Origin of the sequence: Pseudonocardia lutea, from assembly GCF_042658055.1 — a bacterium.
Lineage (GTDB): Bacteria > Actinomycetota > Actinomycetes > Mycobacteriales > Pseudonocardiaceae > Pseudonocardia > Pseudonocardia lutea.
Genome location: NZ_JBHSQK010000006.1, coordinates 24,919 through 50,871, shown reverse-complemented (window position 1 = coordinate 50,871; position 25,953 = coordinate 24,919). Strand labels below are relative to the sequence as shown.

Below are 25,953 nucleotides of genomic sequence, written 5' to 3'. Positions count from 1 at the left end.
CACCGCTACCCGCCCGAGTTCTCCACGACGAAGATCGAGCTCTCGCCCTCGCCGGGGCCGAGGAACAGGCGGCCCAGGCAGAACTGCACGAACGACGGGACGGCGCGCAGGTCGAGGAACCGCGGCACCCGCCCGTACGGGACGTTCCACAGGCCGTCCGAGCCCTCCCGGACGACCCTGAACCCGGCGTGCACGAGGAACTTCCGCCACTCCTCGTGCGACTTCAGGTTGACGTGGGTGGGATCGGCGAAGCCGTTCCACTCGTCACCCGCGAGCGCGTGCGCCCGGCCCGCCGGGTCGGGCATCGCCACCAGTGCCCGGCCGCCGGGGACGAGCACCCGCCGCCAGGTCCCGACGGCGGCCTCCGCCGTGTCGTCGTCGAGGTGCTCGAGCACGTGGATCGCGGTGAGGCCGTGGAACCCGCCGGTCGGCAGGTCGTCCGCCGAGGTGAGGATCGGGCAGCCGGGGGCGGTGCGGCGCGCGGCCTCCGCCGACCAGGCGGAGACCTCGAGGCCGGACGCCGGCCCGTGCTCGGCCAGCCGGCGGACGAGGTGCCCGGTGCCGCACCCGAAGTCCAGGTAGGGCCCGCGGCCGACGTACCGCAGAACCATCCGGACGTACCACCCCAGCGCGGGACGGTCCCCGCTCTGCCCGTTCTCGGCGTAGTAGGCCTCGTCGTAGTGGTCGGGACCGAATGCCGTGCTCATCGGACGTACTCGGGACTCATCGGAAGTACTCAGCGTCCCCTTCGCGCATGTTTGTCGAACAGCACCTCGTAGGCGTCCAGCACGCCGTCGACCGAGAAGGCCCGCCGTGCGGCCTCGGCCCCGGCCGCCCGGTCGGGCGGTTCGGCGATCAGCCGGCGCATCGCGGCGGCCAGCGCCGCGGTGTCGGCCCTCGGCGCCAGCGTGCCGAAGCCGGTCTGTGCCACCGGCTGCCGGACGCCCGGGATGTCGCTGGACAGCACCGGCACGCCGGCGAGCATCGCCACGGCCTGCACGATCCCGAACGCCTCGAACGCGTTGACGGACGGCAGGCTGAACAGGTCGAGCGAGGCGTAGAAGTCCCCGATCCGCTCCTCGGGCACGAACCCGAGCAGCCGGACGCGGTCGTCGTCGCCGATCGCGGACCGCACCTGCTCGACGACCGACCCGCCCGCGACGTGCGTGAAGTCGCCACCGATGAGCAGCCGGGCGTCCGGGTCCTCGAGCGTCCGGAACGCGCGGACCAGGTACTCCAGGCCCTTCTCCCGCACGATCCGCCCGAGGAACCCGATGTGCGGCCCGTCCGTCTCCCGGTAGGTCGGCTCGCCCCGGGGTGGGGCGTGGCAGGGCGGCGGGATCGACTCGACGGTCGGCGCGATCCAGGGCCACATCCGGCTGTGCCGGCCGTAGTCCTCGCTGGTCACCGCGACCGCACCGGCCCGACGCATGGCGTGGCGGTTCGACGCGTCCACGACCGTGCGCTGCACCGTGTTGACGAGCCCCGGCGGCAGCGTGACGTCGCAGTGGTAGGTCGCCACGATCGGCGCCGAGGTGAACTGGGCGATCGCGCCGGCCTCGAGCATCGGCAGGTGCAGGTTGACCACGCGGGCGCGGTTCGCGGTGGTCACGGCGAGCCGCACGAACTCCGGGCTCACCACGCCGCGGCCGAGCCGGAGCAGCACCGGGGCGCGCAGCACGCGCACACCGTTGATCTCCTCCTCGCGGGGGAGGTCGCGCTCGTAGCGGCTGGTCACCACGGTCACCCGCCGTCCGCGGGCGGCGAGCCCCTCGGCGATGTCGCGGGCCATGTTGGTCAGCCCGGAGACGTACGGCGCGTAGTAGGTCAGCGCGACGACCAGGTCGTCCTCGCGGTCAGACACGGGTCAGCTCCCTGTTCCGGGTCCGGGACAGCATGAGGACCGTGCCGACCGCCCAGCCGACCGTCGAGCCCAGCACGAACGCGAGTTCGGCGCTGAGCAGCAGGTCGGGCACGACGAGCACGGTGACGACGGCGACCACGACCCCGGACAGCCAGGCCCAGGCGACGTGCGAGTGCCGGACGGACGCCACCAGGACCTGGGTGACCAGCACCATCCCCAGGTACGCGGCGACCCCGACGGAGAGCAGGGCCATGTCGAAGGCGCCGAGCCGGTAGCCCTGGCCGAACACGAGCCCCACCAGCCACGGCCCGATCCCGTAGCCGAGGCCGAAGGCGGCGACGGCCAGCGCGAGCAGGCCCAGGCTGAGCCGGAGGGTGACCTTCCGCAGGACCGCCCGGTCGCCGCCGTGCAGCAGCCGGGTCAGCAGCGGCAGGAGCGCCGTCTGCAGCGGGACCATGAGGAACAGCGGGATCCGGGCGAGGGTGTAGCCGGCCACGAACCGCCCGGCCAGGTCCGCCTGCTCCAGGTTGCGGGCGAGCAGCGGGACCAGGATCGGCGGCCCGTTGAGCAGCAGCTGCGCGCAGAGCGAGCCGAGCAGCAGCGGGAGCACGGCCCGCCGCACACCGCGCGGGGTCATCGTGGCGTCGCCGAGCTCGGGGACGCTGCCCATCCGCGTGCGCCGCCGGGCCAGGGCGAGCAGCTGCGGCCCGTGCGCCAGGAGGATCGCGAGGACCAGGGTCCAGGCGAAGATCGAGCTGTCCGGGTCGGCGATCAGCAGTGCGACCGCACCGGCCAGGGCGACCCGCAGCACCGTGTCCCACAGCATGACCAGCGCGTGCCGGTCCATCCGGTCCATGCCGATGAGCGCCCCGCGCATGACGAACTGGCCCGCGGAGGCGAGGCACAGCACGGCGAGCGCGGCGATCGTCCAGACCTCGCCGCCGAAGGCCCGGACCAGCACCGGCGAGAGCGCGAGCACCACCACGACCTCGGCCGCGGCGAGCACCAGGGCGGTGAACAGCGAGGCGTGCAGCACCCGGCCGGGCCGGGCCGGCACCTGCATCAGCCGGGCGGTCTCCTGCTCGATCGGCAGGAACACCCCGAACCCGACGACCAGGGCGATCGACCAGAAGGCGCCGAAGTAGGCGTACTCGGCGGCGGGCAGGCTCCGCGCGATGATCGCCAGGTAGCCGTTGACGAGGAGCCCCGAGCCGATGATGCCGAGCCCGACCAGGCCGAGCGACCGCGTTCGGGAGCGCGTCGTCGGAGTCAGGGCTCTACCCCTTCCTGCGGGCGACGTGCGGACGGGAACCGGTGGGACGTGTGGGATCGACCCGACTCTACCGGGCCGGCACCCGGCGGGCCCGGGACCAACGCCCCGGAAACCGCGCTCGGTTACCGGACCGCAATGTCCCACGTCGGTCCGGCGGCGGGTCCGGCGGGTGTCGGAACGGGTGGCATGACACTCTCGTCCCCGGCCAGGACGAGCGAGGGAACCGAGGACAGACGACGTGGGATCGCCGCCGGAGACCAGCGGAGCGGACACCGGGACCGGGACCGCCGCCTCGGGCACCGCCGGCGGCTCGGCCGAGGAGACTCCCGCCCCGGCGACCCCGGAGGCGGGGACGGTCGCCGGCGCGCCGCCCGCGCCGCCCGCACCGCGGCCGGAGCGCGACCTGGGCCGCCTGGACCCGGCCGCGCGCACGGCCCGCGAGCGCCCGGAGTGGCCGACCCGCCGCGGCGCCCGGCTGTCGCTCGACCTGCTCGCCGGCCTGTTCGGGTTGCTCGCGCTGCTGTGCGCGGCCGCGCTGCCCTTCGCCCCGGTCACGGTGAGCGCCCCCACCGTCTCCTGGCCGCAGCGCGCCACCGCGCCCGAGCCGACCACGCTCCTGCTCACCGCCTACCGACCGCTGACCCTCGACGTCCGGGTGAGCTGCGAGGCCGTCCGCGCCGCCGTCGGCACGACGGACCGGACCGTCGTCGCGACGATGCGGCCGGACTCCGCAGCGGCCGCGGCCTCCGGCCTGGTGATCACGGCCACCGGGACGCCCGGGTCGCCCGGCATCCGGGTGGCCGCGGTGGGCCGGGTGCTGCTCGACGCCCCGATCCCGAGCGGGAGCTGCCTCTACACGCTCCACGCCGACGGCGACGGCACGCTCCTCGACCTCGACGGGGATCGCCTGGCGTCGGCCTTCGGCGCCACGGTGCCGGACGTCGACCTGCTGACGACCTCCGTCACCGCCCTGCCGGGCCGCGGCGACCTCGCCGTGACGATGCGGGTCGACGACGAGATGGCGAGCAGCCCCACGCCCGGCAAGACGGCCCTGACCTGGCTGGCCGGGGCCTTCGCGCTCGCCGCGCTGCTCTGCCTGGTGTTCGTCGACCGGCGGACGGTGCGGGAGGCGAACCGGTGGCGGGTGCGCCCGCCCGCGCCCGTCGACCTCGTCGTCCCCGCGGTGATGACGCTGTGGCTCTTCCTCGCGCCCAGCACGGACGACGACGGCTACTACGCGGCCATGGCCCGCAACTTCCGGGCGTCGGGCTTCGTCGGGAACTTCTACCAGCTCTACGACCAGAGCTTCGTCCCGTTCACGTGGTTCTACCACCTGCTCGCCTGGTGGCAGACCGTCGCGGGCGACTCCGCGCCCGCCCAGCGGGTGCCCGCGCTCGTGTTCGGGCTGATCGCCTGGGCGGCGGTGCGCCGGTTCGTCGCGACCGCCCTGCGCGACGCCGCCCCGGACCGCCGGTGGATCCGGTCGCTGTCCCGGGCGGTGCTGGGCGTCGCGTTCCTGGCGTGGTGGCTGCCGCTGGACATGGGCGTCCGGCCGGAGAGCGCCGTGACCGTCGGCGGTGCGCTGGCGCTGCTCGGCGTCGCCGTGGCCGTCCGCCGGTCCCGGCTGTCGGTCGCCTGGCTGGCGTTCGTCGCGGCCGCCGCCGGGTTCGCGGTGCACCCGACCGGCTTCACCGCCCTGGCGCCGCTCGTCGCCGGGCTGCCGGCGCTGTGGCAGCTGGTCCGCACGCGCGGCGTGGTCGGCACGCTCGCCCGCGCCGTCGCAGTGCTGTCCGGGGCGACCGTGGCCTCGCTGCTCGCGTTCACCGACGGCGCCTTCCGCGACTTCCTCCGCGGGCAGGAGATCTTCCTCGGGATCCAGGACCAGAACAACTGGGCCGACGAGATCCAGCGCTACAACTTCCTGCTCACGAACAACCCGATGGGCTCGTACGCCAAGCGGGCCGCCGTCCTGGTGACGCTCGTCGCGCTGCTCTGGTTCGCGGTGCTGGTCGCGACCGCCCGCGCCCGCCGGATCACGGTGCCGTGGCCGCTGATGTTCTCCGGCTGCACCGCCGCGCTGGCCTTCCTGCTGCTCTGGCCCACGCCGTCGAAGTGGACCCACCACTTCGGCGCGCTCGCCGGCACCTGCTCGGCCTTCCTGGCGCTGCTGATCCTTCTCGGGATCCCGCTCGCCCGGCGGCTGGAGGCACGGCTTCCCGTGCCGCTGCTGGTGGCGGTCGCCGGGTCCTTCGCGCTGGCGCTGGCGCTGGCGGGCCACGGGCCGAACGCGTGGCCGTACACCTGGCTGGTCGGGATCCGGCGGCCGGAGAAGCCGCCGGCGGTCTCCGTCGTCGAGTTCGGCGACCCGCTGTGGTGGCTCCTCGGGCTGGCCGTGCTCGTCGGCCTCCTGGCCCTGGGCGCACGCCTGCGCGGCACCCGCGACCTGCGCCTGCACCTGCTGCGGGCGGTGCCGGCGATGGTGGTGCTCGGCCTGCTGGCCAACGTCGTCTACCTCGTCGGCACCTTCGGCCTCGCCGTGGACCGGACCAGCGGCTCGTGGTCCTTCTGGGGCGACAACTTCCGCGACCCCGGTGCGACGGACTGCAACGCCGCCCGGGCCGTCCGCGTCCTCGACCCGGCGGGCGCCCGCACCCTCACCCCGGCGACCGGGCTGCCGGCACCCGCGGAGCCGCAGGGCTTCGCCGACGGGGGCTTCCCCCGCGGCGACGGGCCCCCGCTGCCGCAGGGGCGGGGGATGTTCGCCGCCTCATGGGGCAGCTTCGTCGCCCGGGGCGGAGCTCCGGAGTGGACGACCGGCCAGGTCACGACGCCCTGGTGGGATCTCCCGACGCTGCCCGCCGACGGATCCGCGCAGGTGGCCGTCCTCGCCGCCGGCACCCTCGGCCAGGGCAACTCGCTGGTCGCCGAGTTCGGCCGGCGCGCGGCCGACGGCACGGTGCAGGCCGTGGAGAGAGTGCCGCTGACCGACACCGCCTCCGACACGATCTGGCGCACCTTCGCGCTGCCCGACGCCGGGGGCCGGGCCGATCTCGTCCGGCTGACCGCGGTGGACCGCAGCGGCGGGACCGGCGGCTGGCTGGCCTTCACCGCCCCGGCCGTGGCGCAGCAGGTGCCGCTGCGCGAGGTGCTCCCGCCCGGCCCGGTGGCGCTGTCGTGGCAGGTGGCCTTCCAGTTCCCGTGCCTGCCGCTGCCGCGGGTGGCCGACGGCATCACCGAGCCGCCGCGCTCGGCGGTGGTCTGGGGGGACCCGTCGCTGTCCGGGTTCGACGACGGCACCTGGCAGCCCTTCCGCGGCGGCCTGTTCGGGCAGGTCCGCCGCCTGTCGACCGGTCTGCAGCTGGCCACCACCCTCGACGGCGTGCCCGAGGACGAGCGCAACCTCGAGGTCTACCTGTTCGACCCGCCCTATCCCGCGGACGCCTACGACCTCACCCGGGCCGACCGCGCCACCGGCGGGTGGGACGTCGGCTCGGACGCCCCGCCCCGCCCGTCCACGCCCGAGGCGGAGCGGGCCGACCGCGACGACTCCTGACGGCTAGCGTGTGCGGCCCTGGTGCTCGGGTCCGCGCTGGCCCGCGATGTGCGGGGCGGCGTGCGGGCGGGCGTTCTTCACGCGGTGCTTGCCGCGGGCCAGCCGGGCCCCGACGAGCTGCTCGGCGAGCTCGCGGGCCAGCTCGGGGTGCGGGGAGCGCAGGTCGGCGTTGCGGGCCGAGAGGAGCCGCTGCACCGGGCTCGGCTGCTCCGGCACCGCCGCGACCGTCGGCCCGGTCGGCAGGGCCGGCACGGCCGGCAGCGCCGGAACCGCGGGGAAGGCCTGGGTCGGCGGCTCCACCAGGGGCAGCGGGACGACCGTCGGCAGGGCCTGCGTCGCGGGGTCGCGGCGCGCCCCCGCGGTGTCGATCGCCGCGGGGCGCGGCGCCGGGCGGGGGCGGCGTCGCGTGCGGTCGGGCCAGGAACCGGCGCCGCTGAGCCCGATCGCGACCTCGGGCTCGACCGAGACGGCCGGCAGCACCGCCGTCACGGGGTCGCGGCGGGCCGCGTCCGTGTCGATCGGGATCCCCAGGGCGGGACGGTCGGCCTGCGGGACGACCGGGAGCGGCGCGGTCCGCGGCCCCGCCGCGGGAGGGACGGCGGCGGCCGGCGACGGGCCGCTCGGGACGGACGGCACGACGGCCACCTCCACGGCGTCGGAATCGGGAACGGACCCGGGAACGGACCCGGAGTCGAACGGGCGCCGCGGGGCGGGTGCCACGGGCAGCGGCAGGGCCAGGGCGGGCGCGGACGGGACGAGGCGGGCGAGGACCCCGGGCAGGACGCCGCGGTACCCGGGCAGGACGGCGCGGTACCCGGTCAGCCGCTGCGACCCGAGGGCCGGCAGCCCCTTCATCGCCGCGCGGGCCGGCTCCTCGACGTGCCGGTACAGCAGGTGCGCGGCGGGGACGGTCGCGACGAGCACGAGGAGCCCGAGCACGTGCGCGAGGAGCCCGTCTGCCGCGAGGAGCGTGCTGCCCCCGTAGCCGCCGTAGCGGCGCAGCGCCAGCCAGTACACCTCGAACATCGGGATGTGGATCAGGTAGAGCGCGTAGGAGATCCGGCCGCCGTGGACCATGGCCGGCCGCGACAGCCAGCGCGCCACGCCGCCGTCGGCCAGCGCGAGCGCACCGACCAGCACCGGGAACAGCACCAGGACGGCTCCGCCGCGGCCCGGGCCGACCAGCTCACCGGCGAGCAGGCCCACCGCGACGAGCACGGGAGTGACCGAGGCGACCACGGAGGCCGCCCGGCGGGCGTCGGGCCGGTGACGCAGCCGGCGCACGGCCAGGTACGTGAGGATCCCCGCACCGAACCCGCAGAGGATGCGGACGAGCCAGCTCCACGGGTAGTAGGGGCTCCCGGTGCTCAGGTAGGCCGTGGCGATCGGCGTCATCAGCGCGACCGCGCCCGCCGCCAGCACCCCGGCGGGGAGGTTCCGCATCCGGTGGAACACCACGGCGACCAGCGGGAACAGCAGATAGGCGAGCCATTCGGCGCTGATCGACCAGGTGGACCCGACCCACGACGCGCCGTCGAGGTAGGGGTTGTCCCACAGCTGCACCATGACCATCTGCTGCACCCACTCGCCGGGGCTCAGCACCGGCTGCACCGCCTGGAACGCGATGTCCGGCTCGGCACCGTAGGCCGCTCGCGCGACCAGCCAGATCCCGAACATGTGCAGCACCAGCGCGTAGGCCGGCCAGATCCGGCAGGCCCGGGCCCAGACGAAGCGGCCGGTCTGCGCGGCGGTGAGCCGGGGGCCGAGCTGCTCGAGGTACGTGTAGGCGATCACGAAGCCGCTGAGCACGAAGAACAGGTCCACACCGAGGGCGCCCTGCGTGACCAGCGGCCCGAGCAACCCGCTGACCACGGCGACGCCGGGCAGGGCGGTGAAGTGGAAGTGGAACAGCACCACCCATGCGGCGGCGACGGCGCGCAGGCCGGTCAGGGCCCGCAGCTCGCCTCCTCCGGCAGCGGGCGAACCCGGGACCGGACCCGTGGTCGGCGGGGCGTCCGACACGGGGGCGTGCTCGGCGGTCGTGGTCACGTCGACCACAACGATGCCTCCGAGTAGCCGTCACGGGCGTCCCCCACAGTGCGCCCGAACGGCCCAATGCGTTACGCGGAGTGGTCGAACTACATGAATGTCATTCACTATGCCCGGACCGGATGACAGCCCTCCGGGAGTGTGCCGGACCACCCCTCGGGTCGGGTGGCCGGCCCAGGGGGAGCGCCAGCTAGCCTCGGGCGTCGTGCTGACCACCGACACGGTGGACGAGGCACGCCGCAGCTCCCCACTCCGGCGTGACTCCGCTCCCCCACACCACCGTCCCGGTCTGCGATGGCTCGCGGCCGGACTCGGCCTGCTGTCGGCCGTGCTCTCGCTCTCGATCCCGTTCCTGCCCGTCGCGCAGAACACCGCCCAGCTCAGCTGGCCGACGGCCGACCGGGGCACCGCGCCCGTGACCGCTCCCCTCGTCGCCCTGCGCCCGGAGAGCTTCGACGCCACCGTCCCCTGCGCGGCCGTCCGCAGCCTCGACGCGCGGAGCCCGCAGGCCGGCACCGTCTTCACCACCACCGCGCCCGGCGCGCCGGACGGCGCCGCCGTGGGCATGCGGGTGAGCGTCGACACCGGCCGTCTCGCGGTCGACGACCGCGGGCAGCGGATCGCCGAGGCGGACCTCACCGCCGGGGACTGCACCCTCGTCGTCCGGTCCGACTGGGCGAGCACCACCATCACGTTCGGTGGCCGGCGGCTCGCCGCGTTCGACGACGACCGCCGGCCGCAGGTCGTCGGGATCTGGTCGGACCTCGACCAGACCCTCGACCCGGTCGCCGGCACCGCGATCCGGTTGGCCACCGACAACCGCTTCGACAGCGCCCCGACCGCGCCGAAGGTGTTGGCGGGGACGCTCGCCGTCGTCGCGCTGCTCGGCTGTCTGCTCGTGCTGCGCCGGCTCGACGACCGCGACGGCCGCCGGCTCGTGCCGACCGGCCGGTTGTCGGGCCGGCTGCGCGGGCACGACTGGACCCGCGACTCCGCGGTCGTCGTGCTGCTGGGCGGGGCGACCGTCTTCGGCAGCATGACCCCCGACGACGGCTACATCCTCAACATCGCCCGCGGCACCTGGACCTCGGGCTACGTCGGGAACTACTACCGCTGGTACGACGTCCCGGAGGCGCCGTTCGGCTGGTTCTACGAGCTGTACTCGAAGTGGATCGAGGTCAGCGACGCGGTCCTCTGGCTGCGGATCCCGGCCTTCGTGATGGGCGTCGCGTCCTGGTTCCTCATCAGCCGCGCGCTGCTGCCCCGGCTCGGCACCCGCGTGCGCCGCAGCCGGTCCGCGGGCTGGGCCGCCGCCGGTGTCTTCCTCTGCTTCTGGATCCCCTTCGACAACGGTCTGCGCCCCGAGCCGGTCGTGGTGATCGCGGCGCTGCTCTCGCTGGTGCTGCTCGAGCGCGCGCTGGTCACCCAGCGGCTGCTGCCGATCGCCGGCGCGCTGGTGTCCGGTGCCTTCGCCGTGGCCGCCACGCCGACCGGGCTGATCGCCTTCGCGCCGCTGCTCGCCGCGGCCCGCCCGCTGCTGCGCCTGCTCGGCAGGCGGGCCCGCAAGGCCGGGTGGCTGGTGGTGCTGCTGCCGCTGCTGGCCGCCGGCGTGATCGTGCTCGTCGCCGTGTTCGACGACCAGACCTGGGCCGCGGTGGCCGAGGCCACCCGGGTCCGCACCGAGATCGGCCCGAACCAGCCCTGGTACGACGAGCTCTCCCGCTACCAGCTGCTCTTCTCGGACAGCCGCGACGGCTCGCTGATGCGCCGCTTCCCGGTGCTGCTGCTCCTGCTCTGCCTCGGGGTGAGCATCGCGGTGCTGCTGCGGCGCGGCCGCATCCCGGGCGCGGCGCTGGGGGTGTCCCGGCGGCTGATCGGCAGCAGCCTGCTCGCGTTCGTCGTGCTGGGGCTCACCCCGACCAAGTGGACCCACCACTTCGGCGCCTTCGCCGCGCTCGGTGCGGGCATGGCCGCGATCGCCGCGCTGGCCACCGGGACGAGCGTGCTGCGGTCCCGGCGCAACCAGGCGCTGCTGGTCGCGGCGCTGCTCGGGGTCACCGCGCTGGCCTTCGCCGGCCCGAACACCTGGTGGTACGTCTCGAACTGGGGCGTGCCCTGGTTCGACAAGCCGCCCTCCGTGCGCGGGATCTCCGCCACCTCGCTGCTGCTGCTCGCCGCGGCCCTGGTGCTGGTCTACGCGCTGGTCGAGCACCTGCGCGGGCCCGCGATCCCGCGTCCGCTGCCGGCCGACGGACGGGGGCCGCGGCTGAACAACGCGCCGATCGCCGTGATCTGCGCGCTGATGGTGGTCTTCCAGGTCGCGTCGCTGGCCAAGGGCGTGCAGAAGCAATGGGGCACGTACTCGCTGGCCGCGGACATCGTCGAGGACCCCACCGGCTCGCGGTGCGGACTCGCCGGGCGGGTGCTCGTCGAGACCGACCCCGAGGCGGGCGTGCTCCCGCCGGCGGCCGGCCCGGGGGGACCGCCGGAGACCGTCGGGTTCGTCCGGGACGGCCTCCCGCCGAGCGGGCCGGGTTCCTTCCGCGACTCCGACGGCAAGGGCAACCACGATCCCGGCGTCACCGGCACCGGCCCGCACGGCGGCCGCGTCACAGGGAGCTGGAGCGCCGACCAGCAGGCGATCGGCGACTACCGCAGCGGCTGGTACACGCTGCCACAGGCCGCGCGGGACGGCTCCGTCCCGCTGGTCCTCGGCATCGCCGGGCAGGTCGGCGGGGGCACGTCCCTGAGCCTCGAGTTCGCCCGCGGCGACGAGGTCGTCGACCGGATCGAGCCGGACGGCGCCTCGGGGACGGTGACCGCGACCGCCGATCCGCTCGGCACCGCCGCGTCCGGGTCGGGCTGGCGGGACCTCCGGCTGACCCTCTCCGGCGCGGCCGCGACCGCCGACGCGGTCCGGGTCGTCGCGACGGACCGGGCCCTCGGCCAGGACGGCTGGATCGCCGTGGCCGAGCCGCGGGTCCCGCAGCTGACCCCGCTCACCACGGTGGTCGCGGGCATGGCCGGCTACACCGACTGGCCGACGGCCTTCCCCAGCCCGTGCCTGCGCCCCTTCGGGGTGCACCGGGGCGTCGCGGAGATGCCGGGCTACCGGATCCTGGCGGACACCCAGCAGCGCGAGGTCGGCGACAACTGGGGTTTCCCGTCGACGGGCGGGCCGCAGGGCTGGATCGACCAGGTCGCCCGGCAGCGGGTGCTGCCGACCTACCTGCAGGGGCAGTGGGACTTCGACTGGGGCCAGCTGCGGATGTTGGAGCCGTGGTCCCCGACGCCGGGCGGGCCGGAGGTCGAGCGGGGCACCCGCACGATGGGCGGCTGGCAGAAGGTCGGCGAGATGGGCGAGGCCCCGGCGGACCCGCCCCTCGACCGGCCCTGACGCACCGTGGCTCCTCGACGCGTCCGGGCGGGCGCGTCAGGGGGTCCACGACGCTCAGGATCCGCAGACCGCGGCGGCGGCTGCCGCCTCCCGGGGGTAGCGGTAGGACGTCCGCTCGACCGCCCCGGTGAGGTTCTGCCGGAAGCGGTCGGCGGTCAGCGGGTCCCGGTAGGAGGCCAGCATCTCGCGGGTCGCCGGGCAGTCGAGGGCGCGGCGGGCGTCGTCGACGAAGCCCGGCCCGACGAACCCGGTGTCGCCCCGCACCCCGGCGTCGGCGAGGAACCACTCCGGCAGCAGGTCCTTGTCGTGCCCGATCCGCCCGCCGGGGACCCCGGTGGCGTGCCCGGCGACCGGGTTGACCAGGCCGACGCCGTCGAGCACCCGGACGTCGAGCGGCGCGAGCTCCCCGGCCACGCCGAGGTTGAGCCACACGAGCGTGCTCCGCTCCGTGGCGGCCGGGTAGACGTACCACCGTCCGCCGCCGACGATCGCGAGCGACGGCCCCGGCGCGGCCGTCAGCTGCGCGACGCCCTCGCCGACCATCGGGTGCGTCGCGTAGTCCTCGGCCGTCACCGGGTGCGGGTGGCCGAGCAGCAGCACGTAGTAGAGCCGCTCGTTGGCGATCCAGTGCGGGCCGAGGTGCTCGCCGTAGGCCGGGCGCAGCGAGGTCAGGCAGAACGCCGCCCAGACCAACGTGCCCAGGACGGGGACCAGGGCCCAGCGCGTCGCCGGCACCACCATCACCGGCAGGAGCAGCGAGAACAGTGCGGGCAGCAGCATCCGGCCGTGCATGAAGTCGCCGCCGACCCGCGTGACGTAGACCCCCAGCAGCAAGCCCGCGACGACCGGCGCGAGCGCCACCACGAGGGTGGCGCCCCGCGTGCCGGAGGCCGCCGGGCCGGTACGCCCCCGGCGGCTCCACAGCGCGAGCGCGGCGAGCAGCACTCCGGCACCCGCGTACCAGAGCCGGTAGGTCTGCACGAGGTCGAGCAGGTACCAGCCACCCTGGTCCCAGCGGGCGTCGCTCGCCTCCTTCGCCAGCGCCGTCGAGGGCACCAGCAGGCCGTAGTAGCCCATCCGGAAGATCTCGTAGCCGACCGGCACCACCGCGGCCACCGCGACGAGCGCGAGCAGCCGGCGCACGCCATGACGCCACTCCAGCACCACGAACGCGGCTGCGACGACCAGCCCGGCGAGGGCGAGGTCCGGCCGCACCAGCGGCGCCAGCCCCACGACGACGGCGAGCGGCCACGCCCGGCCTCCCGCCTCGCCCCGGCGCACCTGCAGCCGCCGGACCAGCAGCCACCAGCTCGCCCCGAGCCAGGCGGTGACGAGCCCGGTCTCCAGGCCGGACGTCCCGAAGTCCCAGAAGGGCGGCAGCGCCACCACCACCAGCGCGCCGGCCGGCAGGATCGTGCGGGCCCGGTGCAGGCGGCGTGCGGCGTCGACCGCGAGCCCCAGCCCGGCCACGGAGAGCAGCAGGCCGAGGACGACGGCGGCCCAGTTGAGCGTGATCCCGGGCACGAGGCCCGGGATCGCGAGGAGGTAGGTCCAGAGGGTGGAGGTGTTGGCCTCGACCCGCTCCCCGGCGTTGAACACCGGACCGTCCCCGGCCAGCAGGTTGCGCACGGTCCGGAGCACGATCAGGCCGTCGTCGCTCATCCAGCGGCGGTTCCAGACGAGTGCGGCGAACGCCCCGAGGAGAAGGACGAGCACGGCGCCGTTCCAGAGGCCGGGCCGGAACCGGACGTCGGGGCGGGCGGGCGGGAGTCCGACCGGGGTGTGGTGGACCGGCGCGACGGTGTCGATCGACCTGCTCCTCATCACTCGCGTGTGCTTCCAGAACGAGCCTTCCCCCGGGCAGGCTGCGACATTCTGGCGGATGGTGCGCGAATCGTGACCGACCCGCGGCCCCGGGCCGCGGCGTGTCGCGGGCGGGCTGGCACTGTGTCCGGGTGGTCTCCCCCGCGCGCTCCGCCCCCGACGCGACGCGGGAGGACCCTCCGGTGCCCGTCGCCCCGCGGCGGCGCGGGGTCCTCGCCGCCCTGCTCGGCCTGGTCGTGCTCGCGTGCGCGGCGGCCTTCCCCTTCGCGCCCGTGGTGCAGCCGGAGGTCCGGTACGACTGGGGCGGACCGGGCGCGGTGCCCTCCGCGCTGCCGCTGATGCCCTACCAGCCCGTCTCCCTCACGGCGGGGACGACCTGCGCCGCCGCCCGCGCGCTGGGCGAGGGCACGCTCCTCGCCACCACCCCCGCCGCGCCGGACCCGCGGGCGATCCCGCTCGAGGGTCTGCGGATGGAGGTCGCCGGGGACGCGCTGCGTGTGACCACGGCCGGCGTCGAGCTCGACCCGGTGCCCCTGCCGGCCGGCGACTGCACCGTCGAGTTCCGCAGCGACACCACGGCCACGACGCTGCTGCTCGACGACGCGCCGGTCGTGTCCCGCCCGGGCGACCTGCGACCCGCCGTCGCCGCGGTCCTCACCGACGCCCGGGACACCTCGGGCCTGCGGGTGCAGCTCACCGCCGACACCCGGTTCCAGACCACGATCACCCCGCTCAAGGCCGCGCCGGCCGTGGTCGGGGTGCTGGCACTGCTCGCGATGGTCGTCGTGCTCGCCCGCGGCGAGCGGCGGCACCGGGTCCGGGTGCTGCCCCGCGGCTGGTGGCGGCCGCGACCCACCGACCTCGTGGTCGCGGCGACGCTCGCGGTGTGGTGGGTGTCCGGGCCCGTGACCGTCGACGACGGCTACATCGCCGGGATCGTCCGGGACCGCGGCACCAGCGGGTTCGTCGGCAACGTCTACCGCTGGCTGAACGCGCCCGAAGCCCCGTTCAGCTGGTTCTACGACCTCTACTACGCCTGGTCCCAGGTCTCGGCGGCGACGGTCTGGATGCGGCTCCCGTCGATCCTGCTCGGGCTCGTGACCTGGGCCCTGCTCTCCCGCTGCGTGGTGCCCCGGCTGCTGCCGCGCGCCGGCCGGGGCGTCGCCTGGCTCTCCGCGCTGACCTTCCTCGCCTGGTGGCTGCCGTACACGCTCGGCCTGCGCCCGGAGCCGTGGGTCGCCGCCGGGACGGTGCTGGTGGTCGTCGCCGTGGAGCGCGCGGTCGCGCTGCGACGGGTGACGCCGCTGGTCCTGGCCCTGTCGGTCGCGGGCGTGACGACGGCCGTCACGCCGGGCGGGCTGATGGCCTTCGCCCCGGTCCTCGCGGGTCTGGTCCCGGTGCTGCGGACGTTGCGCCGCAGCGGGCTGGGCCCGGTGCCGCTCGTGCTCGTGCTGCTGGCCGGGCCCGCGGCGGCGGTGTTCCTCATGGTCTCCGACCAGAGCCTCGCGGCGATGCTGGAGGCCACCCGGGTGCGGACGCTGATCGGCGGCGGCCAGCCCTGGTACGAGGAGTTCGACCGCTACGCGCTGCTGCTCACCCAGGACGACCTGCAGGGTTCGCTGGCCAAGCGGACGCCCGTCCTGCTCACGATCCTCGCGGCGGTGGTCGCGCTGTGGGCGGCCGGCCGCCGGATCCCGGCCGGGCCCACGCGCCGGATCGCCGTGGTGTTCCTGCTGGGACTCGCCTCCATGACCGCCACGCCCACCAAGTGGACCCAGCACTTCGGCGACCTCGCCGGCATCGGTGCAGCGGTGCTGCTGGTCGGGATCGTGGCCCTCGGGCGGCGGGCGCTCGCCGGCCGGACGACGCCCTGGCTCGCCGGGCTGGGCGCGCTCGCCGTCGCCGGCTCGCTGGTGCTGGCGGGGCAGAACGTCTGGCCCTTCGTCTCCGACTGGTGGGCCCTGACCTGGAGCACGATGCCGCCCTTCGTCGCGGGCATCGAGCTCGCGCCGGTGTGGCTCGTCGCAGGGCTCGTGGTCGTCGCGGCGTCTCTCGTGGTCCTCGCCTGGCGACGCTCGGGCGGCGGCACCGTACGGCTGCCGCGGTGGCTGCCCAGCCCCGCCGCCGTGACCACCGTGCTGCTGACGGCGGTGGTGCTGCTGCAGGTCGGGTCGTTCGCGCGGACCGGCTGGCAGCACCGCGACAGCTACACGCTCCTGTCCGACGCGCTCTCGACCGCCCGCGGAGCCCCGTGCGGGCTGCAGGAGCGGCTGTCCGTCGAGACCGACCCCGCGGCGGGCCTGCTGCCGGCGCTGCCGGGTCCGTCCGCCCTGCCGCCGGAACCGGTCGACGCGGGCGGCACCGAGCTGCCCGGCATCCGGGCGCGGGGCACCGGGGACACGGCGTGGTTCGCGCTCGACCCCACGCAGCGGGACCGCTCCCTCCCGGTCGTCGTGACGGTCGCGGGTTCGCTGCGTCCCGGCGACACACTGGCTGCCGAGTTCGCGGGCGAGGACGGCGAGCCGCTCACCCGCACCGCCCTGCGGCCGGACGGTCCCGTGCCACGGGACACCCGGCTGCTCGCACCCGAGGGCGCGACCCGGGTCCGGCTCGTCGTGGACGTGCGGGAACCGGTCGACATCCCCGCCGTCGCCACCCTGCCGCGCGTCCCGCGGCTCACGCCGATGGACGAGGTCCTGCGACCCGGCACCGAGGCGATCCTCGATTGGCCCGTCGCGTTCGTGTTCCCCTGCCTGACCCCGGCGCCGCTGCCCCTGGGCACCACGGCGCTCCCGCAGTGGCGGGTCGCACCACCGCAGGCCGACGACTCGGCCGGGATCACCTACGCCCCGAGTTACGGAGGACCGTTCGCCGCTGCGCGGACGCTGGTGACCGAGCAACGCCTGGCCACCTACCTCACCGGCGACCCGACCCGGGACGCGGCCCAGGTGTACCGCTGGGTCCCGCGGCAACCGCTGGCGGCCGCGGTGCCGCACGTCACCGACCGCACGGTCAGTGGCTGGGCACACACGGGTCGTACCCGTGTGCCCGGTCTCGATCCCGTCGGGTGAGGTGCGCCCGGCCGTCTGCGACGCGCGTCATACACCACAATGGGGCGCACCGACACCCTCGGTCCGGCTCCGCCGGGCCCCCCTCACCGGAGGACTGAGCCGAACCCATGCTTCGCACATCCGAGTCGCCGGACGTACCCCTGGCCGCACCGGCGTCCGCGGAGCGACGCCCGGAAGGCCCCGTGCGGCTGACCGTGCAGCGCGGGCTCTTCTTCGGCCCCTCCGCGCTCGCGCCCGAGGACCTCTACTCCGTGGTCGAGAAGGGGGTGGCGCGCCGCGAGCGCGGCCGGGTCCACCTGACCCCGGGCACCCGGGTCGGCACCAACACCTACTTCGGCCGGCTGCACGCCACCTACTGGCAGCGCTGGACGGCGGTCGACCGGGTCGAGGTCACCGCGCGCGCGGCGGGCGAGGGCCGGATCCGGCTGCTCGCCTCGGACACCAACAAGGTCTCCCGCATCGTCGACGCGGTCGACGTCGGCACCCCGGCCGGGCCGGAGACCCGCGAGGTCCGGCTGTCGGCCCCGATCGACCGCTTCCTCGACGGCGGCGGCATGTGGCTGGAGATCACCACCGAGACCGGTGAGCTCACGGTGTCGGAGGTGCGCTGGAGCGTCCTGGCCCCGCGCCCGGTGCCCGACACCGACATCGTGATCTGCACCTACAACCGGGTCGAGGAGTGCCTCGACACGATGCAGGCGCTGGCCGACGACCCGGAGGCGCTCGCCGTGATCGGCGCGGTGCGGGTGGTCGACCAGGGCAGCGACCCGCTGGAGTCACGGGACCGGTTCACGGCCGTGTCGAAGGCACTGGGCGACAAGCTCGTCTACCTCCGCCAGCCGAATCTCGGCGGCGCGGGCGGGTTCACCCGCGGCCTCTACGAGGCCACCGCCGGCGCTCCGGAGGAGCACCGCGACGTCCTGCTGATGGACGACGACGTGATGCTCGAGCCCGAGCTGCTGATCCGGCTGACCTCGTTCGGGGCCTGCACGCCCCGGCCGACCATCGTCGGCGGGCAGATGCTGAACCTGCTCCACCCGGCGCACCTGCACATCTCGGCCGAGTACGCCGATCCCGAGAACCTCAAGGTCGGCTTGCCCGTGCCCGGCGCGCTGCAGGAGGCCTACCTGCTCGGGCTCGACGAGCGCCTGCTGCCGATCAACCAGGAGCGGCGCGCCGACACCGAGTACAACGGCTGGTGGTCCTGCCTGATCCCGGCCGAGATCGTCCGCCGGATCGGCTACCCCCTGCCGCTGTTCTTCCAGTGGGACGACATCGAGTACGGCTACCGCGCCCGCGCCGCCGGATTCCCGACCGTCTCCCTGCCCGGCGCCGGCGTGTGGCACGGCGACTTCGGGTGGAAGGACTGGGACGAGTGGCACCGCTACTTCAACCTGCGCAACGGGTTGATCATGGCGGCGCTGCACACGGGCTTCTCCACGAAGACGATCAACGCCCGGATCCGGCACCTGCTCTCGGTCTACCTGATCGGCATGCACTACGGGCTGTCCGCGACCCTGCTGCAGGCCGTGGAGGACTTCCTCGACGGCCCGGAGATCCTGCGTGACGGCTCGGTCGGGTCCGCGGCGCGCATCCGGCGGGTCCGCGCCGACTACCCCGAGACCACCGTGCACAAGATGTCCGAGCTGTCCGAGGACTTCCGGGCGTTGACGGTGCACCGAGCCGGGGGCGAGCCGAGCAACGAGAGCCTGACCTGGGTCAAGCGAGCCGTCTACCAGCTGCTCGACCGCGTGCCGCACCGCATGGGCTTCATCCCCGCCGGGGACGCGCACTGGTGGCACGTGGGGCTGTTCGAGCGCGCCGTGGTGACGGACATGGGCGAGCAGGGCGTCCGGATCCGGCAGCGGGACAAGGCGAAGCTGATCGCCCTGGCCCGCCGCGGTCTGCAGGCGATGCGCCGGCTGCACACCGAGGGCCCGGCGGTGGCCGAGCGCTACCGGGCGGCGGTGCCGGAGCTGACGAGCCGGGCGAACTGGGCCCGGCTGTACGGCCTCGACGACAAGGCCGGGAACACCGCGGAGTAGCTCGGCCGGCCCGGTCCGGCCGCCCCCACCCGGGGCGGCCGGACTGTGGCGTCACCGGTCGAAGATCTCCTCCGACCACGCCTGCCGGCTGGTCAGCCAGGCGAGCGCGTCGCGGTAGCGGGTGCGCAGCAGCGGCCACTGGCGCGCGACCTCGCGGTGCAGCTCGAAGGACTCCTTCACCATCCGCTTGAACAGCTGCGGGTCGCGGCGGCGGAAGGTGACCCCCCGGCCGTCCGGCGTCGACACCGTGGCCGAGTCCAGCCCGGCCAGCACGAACCACTGGGCCTGCTTCCACGGCACGTTGCGCTGCGGGACCTCGGCGTGCGCCGCGTCCGGCGTCTTGAGGTTGCGCAGCACGCCCTTGGCGAGCCCCAGCCCGACCTTCAGCTTGCCGACCGGCGGTTCCGGGAACAGCTGGGCCCCCAGCGCGTCGAGGGTCGACAGCGGCACCTCGGTCGCGGACTGCAGCGGGCGGCCGTCGTCGTACTCCGCGCGCTCGGCCCGGATCTCACCGAGCACCACCGGCAGCTTCGCGAAGAGCGCCTCGGGGCCGGCCAGGAAGTCCTTCAGCCCCTTGATCTGCAGCGCGACCGCCGAGTACTCCATGAGCATCAGGTGCCGCAGGGTGCGCTTGAACGACTCCTGCAGCAGCGCCTTGGGCGAGTCCGGGCCGTGCAGCGCCGCCGCGACGTACCGGTTGCGGTAGTGGAAGTAGGCCTGCCAGTCGCTGGAGTCGTCCTTCTCGATGAAGGACATGTGCCAGATCGCGATGCCCGGCACGGTCGCCGTGCGGTAGCCGCGGCCGCGGGCCCGCAGGCCGTACTCGGCGTCGTCCCACTTGATGAACAGCGGCAGCGGCAGGCCCAGGTCCTCGGCGACGGCCCGCGGGATCAGGCACATCCACCAGGCGTTGTAGTCGACGTCGACGCGTCGGTGCAGCCACGGCGTCTGCCGCAGGGTCTGCTCGGCCAGGTCGTGGTGCGGGTTCGTGTCCGGCGCGACCCGCCACATGAACGTGTTGCGGTCGACGACCTCGCCCATGGTCGAGAGCTGCGACCGCGCCTGCAGCGAGAGCATCTGTCCGCCCACGAGCATCGGCTCGCGCGAGAAGCGGGAGAACGCGACGGCCCGCAGGATCGAGTCCGGCTCGAGCAGGATGTCGTCGTCCATGAAGAGGATCTGCTCGCAGTCGGTCGACCCGAGCGCCTCGTACATCACCCGCGCGTAGCCGCCCGACCCGCCCAGGTTGGGCTGGTCGACGATCCGCAGCCGGTCGCCGAGCACCGCGGCGGCCTGCTCGTAACCGGCCTGGTCGCGGACCTTCTGCGTGCCCTGGTCGGGCAGGATCACCGCGGTCACGGCCGCGAGCACGTCCGGGTCCTCGCCGATGGCCGTGAGGGTCGCGACGCAGTCCGCCGGCCGGTTGAAGGTCGGCATGCCGATGGTGACGGCCGCGCGGCCGGGCGCGGCCGTCGGTGCGTGCCAGCCGCCCTCGTGCAGGACGAGCTCGCCCGCGTCCGTGGTGAGGTCGAACCAGTACCAGCCGCCGTCCTCGAAGGGGCGCAGGTCCAGCGGGAGGTCCAGGTCCTGCCGGCCCTCGACGCGCTGTCCGGTGACGTAGATGTGCGAGCCGTCGGCCTTCGACCGGTAGACGTCGACGCGGCCCGAGCCCTCCACCGAGAGCTTCAGCCGGATGTCGGTGAGCGTCGACCAGGCACGCCAGTAGCCCGCGGCGAAGCCGTTGAAGTAGGCACCGAAGGACACCTCGCTCTGCGCCGGCAGCACGGCCGAGGTCCGCGAGGTGACGCGCAACGCCCGCCCGGTGCTCGCCGAGACGGTGAGCGTCATCGGCTTCTCCTGCGACCCCGGCGTCGGCTCGGTCGGCGCCAGGGTGGTGCCGGTCCGCTCGTCGACGTAGAGCGCGCGCACCGCCAGCGGGTCCGCCGGGCGGGGCAGGATGATCCGCTGCAGCAGCGTGTCGGCGGTCCCTCCGCGCGTGGGCACGGAGGCGGGCTTCTCAGCCGAGGTGGTACTGGGCACGGTGGTCGTCACTCGGTCCTCGGTGTCTCGCTACCGGCGGGGGCAGTGGCCGAGGGTAGCCACGCCGCGTCAGGACACCGACGACCGGGTGCCGGCGGCCTCCCTGGCGATCTCCTCGCGCAGGGCGGCGAGGACCCGCTGCGCGCTGTTCCCCGCGCCGAAGAGCTCGTCCACGTTCCGCCGCTGCGCGTCGCGCAACGGATCGGGGTGACCGGAGAGGAACTTGTCGGCCAGGCGCCGCGCCTCGTCGGTCCCGTGCACCGTGTGCACCCCGCGCACGACCCGCCGGCCGATCTCGTTGAACGGGCGGTGGCCCTCGCGCTCCACGAACACCAGCGGCTTCCCGAACAGCTGGTACTCGACCAGCATCGACAGCCCGTCCGTGATCATGAGGTCCGACGCGGCCAGGGTCGGCCCGTACTCCGCCTCGGACAGCACCGTGGTGTTCGGGAGCGCCGACCAGGCCCGCATCCAGTCGTCGAACTCGGCCCGGGAGATCGGGGAGCCGGTCGCGTCGGGCAACGGCAGCAGCGCCGGGTGCGGCATGAACACGAACTCGGTGTCGGGGCTGCCTGCGGCCCACTCCAGCATCTCCGTGCGCATGAGATGGAACACGCCGAAGTCCGTCCAGCCGCGCGCGATCGTGTGGTGCGCCGACCAGACGACACGCCCGGGCCGCCCCGGGCGATCGTCCGTCAGCGGCCACTGCGGCACCGCCGCGCGCAGCCGGTCCGCCTTCGGGTGCCCGACGACCCGGAACTGCGTGCCCGCCCGGGCACCGTCGCGGACCGCGGTCTCGCGCATCAGGTCGTTGGCGCAGAAGACGAGCCAGGCCGCACGGTGGAAGGGAGCGTCGACGGCGCTGTTGGACGTTCGTTGGCCCGGCACGTTGCGGACGATGTTCATCGTCTCGTACGGGATCAGGCAGGTCCGGGCGAAGCCGAGCCGCTCCGTCGCGAACTCGTCCGGCACGTCGGCGTCCCATTGGGACTGCCGGAAGATGACATCCGGCTCGATGGCCTTGACCAGCTGCAGCAGGTCCTGCTCGCCGCCCGCCGAGAGACGGAGGTGGGGCACGCCGCGCCGGGTGAGGCCCTCGTGCACCTCCGCCTCGCCGTAGAAGCCGTCCGAGCCGCGGAAGCGGCGCGGGATCGACGCGACGACGGGTTCGAAGTCGTCGCTGGCCTGCATCGCCTCGACCAACGGGTGCGTGGAGTCCCAGGAGCCGAGGACGTGGGCGAGGAACAGCACGCGGATCGGGGTCCGGTGCAGGGTCGCGCGGCGGGCCACGAGGTGGATGGAGTCGCGGAGCTCGGAGTACCGGTCGGGCACGCCGTCGACGGTCGACCCGACCTCGTCGAGCCGGGACCGGACCGCCCCGAGCTCCTCGCGGGTGCGGTGCAGCTCGACGTCGATCGCGGACAGGTGCCGGTCGAGCTCCCGCATCTGCACCGGCAGCTCGCGCAGCCGGCGGAACTGGGCACGGGCCCGGGCGGGGAGGGCGCGCAGGGCGCGCAGCCGCGCAGCCCTCACCTCGCGTGACCGTCCGGCCGACGGCGGGTGGACGTCCGGTGAACCGCCATACGCACGACCGTACGGATCATCGCGTCCCGACCCGCCCGGCCAGGCGATCGTCGTCGGGCAGCGGCCGCCCTCGATCGACGACCGGCGGACGGAGCGGGACGAACCCGGCCTGCCCGACTCGTCAGTCACATCTACGCAGGCAAAACTGGACAGTTTAAGCTGTCTAGTTCTACCGTCGACCTCGTGGACGAGATTTCGGAGTCGGCGCTGCGGGCGTCGCAGGACGTGCGGGCCGTCGTCGGACGGCTGCGCCGCAGGCTGCGCGAGGTCGCGTCGGGCGAGGGCGCGGGGCTGACCCCGTCGCAGACGGCCGTGTTCACCCGGCTCGCCAAGGAGGGGGACTCGTCCGCGAGCGTGCTCGCCGCCGCCGAGGGCGTCCGGCCGCAGTCGATGGCCACGATCCTCGCCGCGCTCGACGGGCACGGGCTCATCGAGCGCCGCCCCGACCCGGAGGACGGGCGCCGGCAACTGATCACGCTGTCGGCCGCGGGGCGCGAGCGCGCGGCCGGCGACCGGGCCGCACGCGGCGAATGGCTCGCCCGGCGCCTGCAGGAGGACTTCACGGAGCGGGAGCGACAGACGCTGATCGAGGCGGCTGCCCTGCTCGAGAGGCTGGTGGGACGGTGAGTGCCCTGCTCGACCGCGTGCGCCGGTCCGACGACGGGGCCTTCGACCGCAGGCTGATCGCGCCGATGATCCTCGGCGCGATCCTCAACCCGATCAACTCGTCGATGGTCGCCGTCGCTCTGGTGCCGATCGGGATCGCCTTCGGTGCGCCCCCGGCGGAGACGGCGTGGCTGGTGTCCGGGTTGTACCTGGCGACGGCGATCGGCCAGCCCGTCGTCGGGCGCCTGGTGGACACCTACGGGCCGCGGCCGCTGTTCCTGGTCGCGACCACGCTCGTCGGGCTGGCGGGCGTCGTCGGTGCGCTGTCCCCACAGCTCTGGGTCCTGGTGCTGGCCCGGGTGCTCCTCGGCTTCGGGACCTGCGCCGGATATCCCGCGGCGATGTACCTGATCCGCAGCGAGTCCCGACGCACCGGACTGGCGAGCCCGGCCGGCATCCTCACCGTGCTGTCCGTATCGACCCAGACGATCTCGGTGGTGGGGCCGACGCTGGGCGGCCTGCTGATCGGCCTGGGCGGCTGGCGGGCGGTGTTCGCCGTGAACGTGCCGCTGGCGGTCGTCGCCTTCACGCTCGGGGCGTGGCGGCTACCGCGCACTCCGCGCACGGGCCCGTCACCCCGGATCGACGTCACCGGGATCGCGCTCTTCGCGACCACGCTCGTCGCGCTGCTGCTGTTCCTCATGGAACCGGAGCGATGGTGGCTCCTGCCGGTGGCCGTCGCGGCCGGTGCCGGGTTCACCCGGTGGGAGCTGCGGAGCGGCGACCCGTTCCTCGACCTGCGGGTCTTCGGCGGCAACGGCCCGCTGCTCGCGACGTACGGGCGCACGCTGCTGAGCTACGTCGTCGCCTACGCCTTCCTCTACGGCTACACCCAGTGGCTGGAGGAGGGGCGCGGGCTGTCCGCGTCGGTGACCGGGCTGATGCTGCTGCCGATGTCGGTCACGGCGGTCGCGGTCTCCGCGGTCACCGGCCGGCGTCCCGAGGTGCGCGGCAAGCTGCTGGTCGGGGCGACGGCGCAGGTCCTGGCCTGCGCGGCGCTGCTGACCTTCGGCGGCAGCACCCCGCTCTGGCTGATCGTCGGGCTCGCGGTCCTCGTCGGGATCCCGCAGGGCCTGGTCGGCCTGGCCAACCAGAACGCGCTCTACCACCAGGCCGACCCGGAGCGGACCGGCGCGTCGGCCGGGCTGCTGCGGACCTTCGGCTACCTCGGCGCGATCGTCGCGTCCGTGGGCAACGGCGCCTTCCTCGCCGAGCGCGCCGACACCCCCGGCCTGCACCACCTTGCCGCGTTCCTGCTCGCCGTGGCGTGTGTGCTCCTCGCCGTCACCCTCGCCGACCGCTCGCTGCGGAAGGTCGGCGGCGACGCCTAGTCCTCGGCCTCGGTGCCGGACAGCGCCTTGCCCTCGACGAAGTGCGGGGTGATCCGGTTGTCGAACATGGTCAGCGCGGAGCCGATGGCCATGTGCATGTCGAGGTACTTGTAGGTGCCGAGACGGCCGCCGAACAGCACGTTGCGGTTCGCGGTCTCCTTGCGCGCCAGCTCGCGGTAGCGCTCCAGCTTCGTGCGGTCCTCGGGCGTGCCCACCGGGTAGTACGGCTCGTCGCCGGACTCGGCGAAACGCGAGTACTCGCGCACGATGACCGTCTTGTCCTTCGGGTAGTCCCGCTCCGGGTGGAAGTGCCGGAACTCGTGGATCCGGGTGAAGGGGACCTCCTCGTCGTTGTAGTTCATGACGGAGGTGCCCTGGAAGTCACCGGTGTCGTGCAGGACCTCGGTCTCGAAGTCCAGCGTGCGCCACGAGAGCTCGCCCTCGCTGTAGTCGAAGTAGCGGTCGAGCGGGCCCGTGTAGACGGTCGGCACGCCGACCGGCAGCTCGTCGCGGACCGCGAAGTAGTCCGTGTCCAGCCGGACCTCGATGTTCGGGTGGTCCGCCATCTTCTCCAGCCACGCGGTGTACCCGTCGACGGGCAGCCCCTCGTAGGTGTCGTTGAAGTAGCGGTTGTCGAAGGTGTAGCGGACCGGGAGCCGCGTGATGATCGACGGGCTCAGCTTGGTCGGGTCCGTCTGCCACTGCTTCGCCGTGTAGCCCTTGACGAACGCCTCGTACAGCGGGCGCCCGATCAGCGAGATCGCCTTCTCCTCGAGGTTCTCCGCCTCGGCGGTGTCGACCTCGGAGGCCTGCTCGGCGATCAGGGCGCGCGCCTCGTCCGGCGTGTGCGACCTCCCGAAGAACTGGTTGATCAGCGCCAGGTTCATCGGGAACGCGTAGACCTGGTCCCGGTAGCGCGCGAACACGCGGTGCTGGTAGTTCGTGAACTCGGTGAAGCGGTTGCAGTACTCCCACACGCGCTTGTTCGACGTGTGGAAGAGGTGCGCGCCGTACCGGTGGATCTCGATGCCCGTCTCGGGCTCGGGCTCGGAGTAGGCGTTGCCGCCGATGTGGGAGCGCCGCTCGAGCACCAGGACCTTCTTGCCCAGTTCGGCGGCGGCGCGCTCCGCGATCGTCAGCCCGAAGAAGCCCGAGCCCACCACGACCAGATCGAACTGTGCGTCAGTCACGGGCACCGAGGGTAGCGGCGACGTGATCCGCGCCCGTGACCGGTCGCCCGACGAGGAGCGATCCGC

At 74.3% G+C, this 25,953-nt stretch carries 14 protein-coding genes; 6 read left to right on the top strand and 8 right to left on the bottom strand.

Annotated features, from left to right (window positions below):
• Positions 1-5 precede the first annotated feature (5 nt).
• Genes ACFQH9_RS02695 through ACFQH9_RS02685 form a run of 3 tightly spaced genes read right to left on the bottom strand, consistent with a single transcriptional unit; the run spans position 6 to position 3,281 of the window.
• On the bottom strand, positions 6-707 hold the full coding sequence (locus ACFQH9_RS02695; RefSeq protein ID WP_379563801.1) for a class I SAM-dependent methyltransferase: 702 nt from the start codon (positions 705-707) through the stop codon (positions 6-8).
• A gap of 29 nt (positions 708-736) precedes the next feature.
• On the bottom strand, positions 737-1,864 hold the full coding sequence (locus ACFQH9_RS02690; protein ID WP_379563799.1) for a glycosyltransferase family 4 protein: 1,128 nt from the start codon (positions 1,862-1,864) through the stop codon (positions 737-739).
• Entirely contained in the window at positions 1,857-3,281 is a 1,425-nt protein-coding gene (locus ACFQH9_RS02685; protein ID WP_379563797.1) for a lipopolysaccharide biosynthesis protein, read from the bottom strand. The genes ACFQH9_RS02690 and ACFQH9_RS02685 overlap by 8 nt, the downstream gene beginning before the upstream one ends.
• Positions 3,282-3,375: 94 nt before the next feature.
• On the opposite strand from ACFQH9_RS02685, the gene ACFQH9_RS02680 reads away from it, so the two are divergent.
• The gene (locus tag ACFQH9_RS02680) at positions 3,376-6,690 is read left to right on the top strand and encodes an arabinosyltransferase domain-containing protein (protein WP_379563795.1); all 3,315 of its coding nucleotides are present in this window, start codon (positions 3,376-3,378) and stop codon (positions 6,688-6,690) included.
• 3 nt (positions 6,691-6,693) lie between these two features.
• On the opposite strand, the gene ACFQH9_RS02675 is transcribed toward ACFQH9_RS02680, so the two are convergent.
• Positions 6,694-8,739: an acyltransferase family protein gene (locus ACFQH9_RS02675; RefSeq protein WP_379563793.1), complete on the bottom strand. Its 2,046-nt coding sequence runs from the start codon at positions 8,737-8,739 to the stop codon at positions 6,694-6,696.
• Positions 8,740-8,944: 205 nt separating this feature from the next.
• On the opposite strand from ACFQH9_RS02675, the gene ACFQH9_RS02670 reads away from it, so the two are divergent.
• A complete protein-coding gene (locus ACFQH9_RS02670) occupies positions 8,945-12,136 on the top strand; it encodes an arabinosyltransferase domain-containing protein (RefSeq protein ID WP_379563791.1) in 3,192 nt (1,063 codons plus the stop codon).
• Positions 12,137-12,190: 54 nt separating this feature from the next.
• Here the strand turns inward: ACFQH9_RS02670 and ACFQH9_RS02665 are convergent, their stop codons facing one another.
• Entirely contained in the window at positions 12,191-13,960 is a 1,770-nt protein-coding gene (locus ACFQH9_RS02665) for an arabinofuranosyltransferase AftB family protein (RefSeq protein ID WP_379563789.1), read from the bottom strand.
• Positions 13,961-14,142: 182 nt separating this feature from the next.
• On the opposite strand from ACFQH9_RS02665, the gene ACFQH9_RS02660 reads away from it, so the two are divergent.
• Together ACFQH9_RS02660 and ACFQH9_RS02655 are read left to right on the top strand one after the other, a co-directional pair.
• Positions 14,143-17,031, top strand: coding sequence for an arabinosyltransferase domain-containing protein (locus ACFQH9_RS02660; protein WP_379563787.1), 2,889 nt, complete (start codon positions 14,143-14,145; stop codon positions 17,029-17,031).
• Between the two features lie 182 nt (positions 17,032-17,213).
• Complete coding sequence (locus tag ACFQH9_RS02655) at positions 17,214-19,076, top strand: glycosyltransferase (RefSeq protein ID WP_379563784.1); 1,863 nt, start codon at positions 17,214-17,216, stop codon at positions 19,074-19,076.
• 51 nt (positions 19,077-19,127) lie between these two features.
• On the opposite strand, the gene ACFQH9_RS02650 is transcribed toward ACFQH9_RS02655, so the two are convergent.
• On the bottom strand, positions 19,128-21,080 hold the full coding sequence (locus tag ACFQH9_RS02650) for a glycosyltransferase (protein WP_379563782.1): 1,953 nt from the start codon (positions 21,078-21,080) through the stop codon (positions 19,128-19,130).
• Positions 21,081-21,185: 105 nt separating this feature from the next.
• Positions 21,186-22,649: a hypothetical protein gene (locus tag ACFQH9_RS02645; protein ID WP_379563780.1), complete on the bottom strand. Its 1,464-nt coding sequence runs from the start codon at positions 22,647-22,649 to the stop codon at positions 21,186-21,188.
• A 234-nt stretch (positions 22,650-22,883) separates the two neighbouring features.
• Here ACFQH9_RS02645 and ACFQH9_RS02640 point away from each other — a divergent pair, with 234 nt between their 5' ends.
• Positions 22,884-23,327, top strand: a complete 444-nt coding sequence (locus tag ACFQH9_RS02640) for a MarR family winged helix-turn-helix transcriptional regulator (RefSeq protein ID WP_379563778.1) — start codon at positions 22,884-22,886, stop codon at positions 23,325-23,327.
• Positions 23,324-24,697 carry an MFS transporter gene (locus ACFQH9_RS02635; protein WP_379563776.1) on the top strand — a complete coding sequence of 458 codons (1,374 nt, stop codon included), beginning with the start codon at positions 23,324-23,326 and terminating at the stop codon, positions 24,695-24,697. The genes ACFQH9_RS02640 and ACFQH9_RS02635 overlap by 4 nt, the downstream gene beginning before the upstream one ends.
• On the opposite strand, the gene glf is transcribed toward ACFQH9_RS02635, so the two are convergent.
• On the bottom strand, positions 24,694-25,887 hold the full coding sequence (gene glf, locus ACFQH9_RS02630) for a UDP-galactopyranose mutase (RefSeq protein WP_379563774.1): 1,194 nt from the start codon (positions 25,885-25,887) through the stop codon (positions 24,694-24,696). The two genes, ACFQH9_RS02635 and glf, sit on opposite strands and share 4 nt — an antisense overlap.
• Positions 25,888-25,953: the final 66 nt, after the last annotated feature.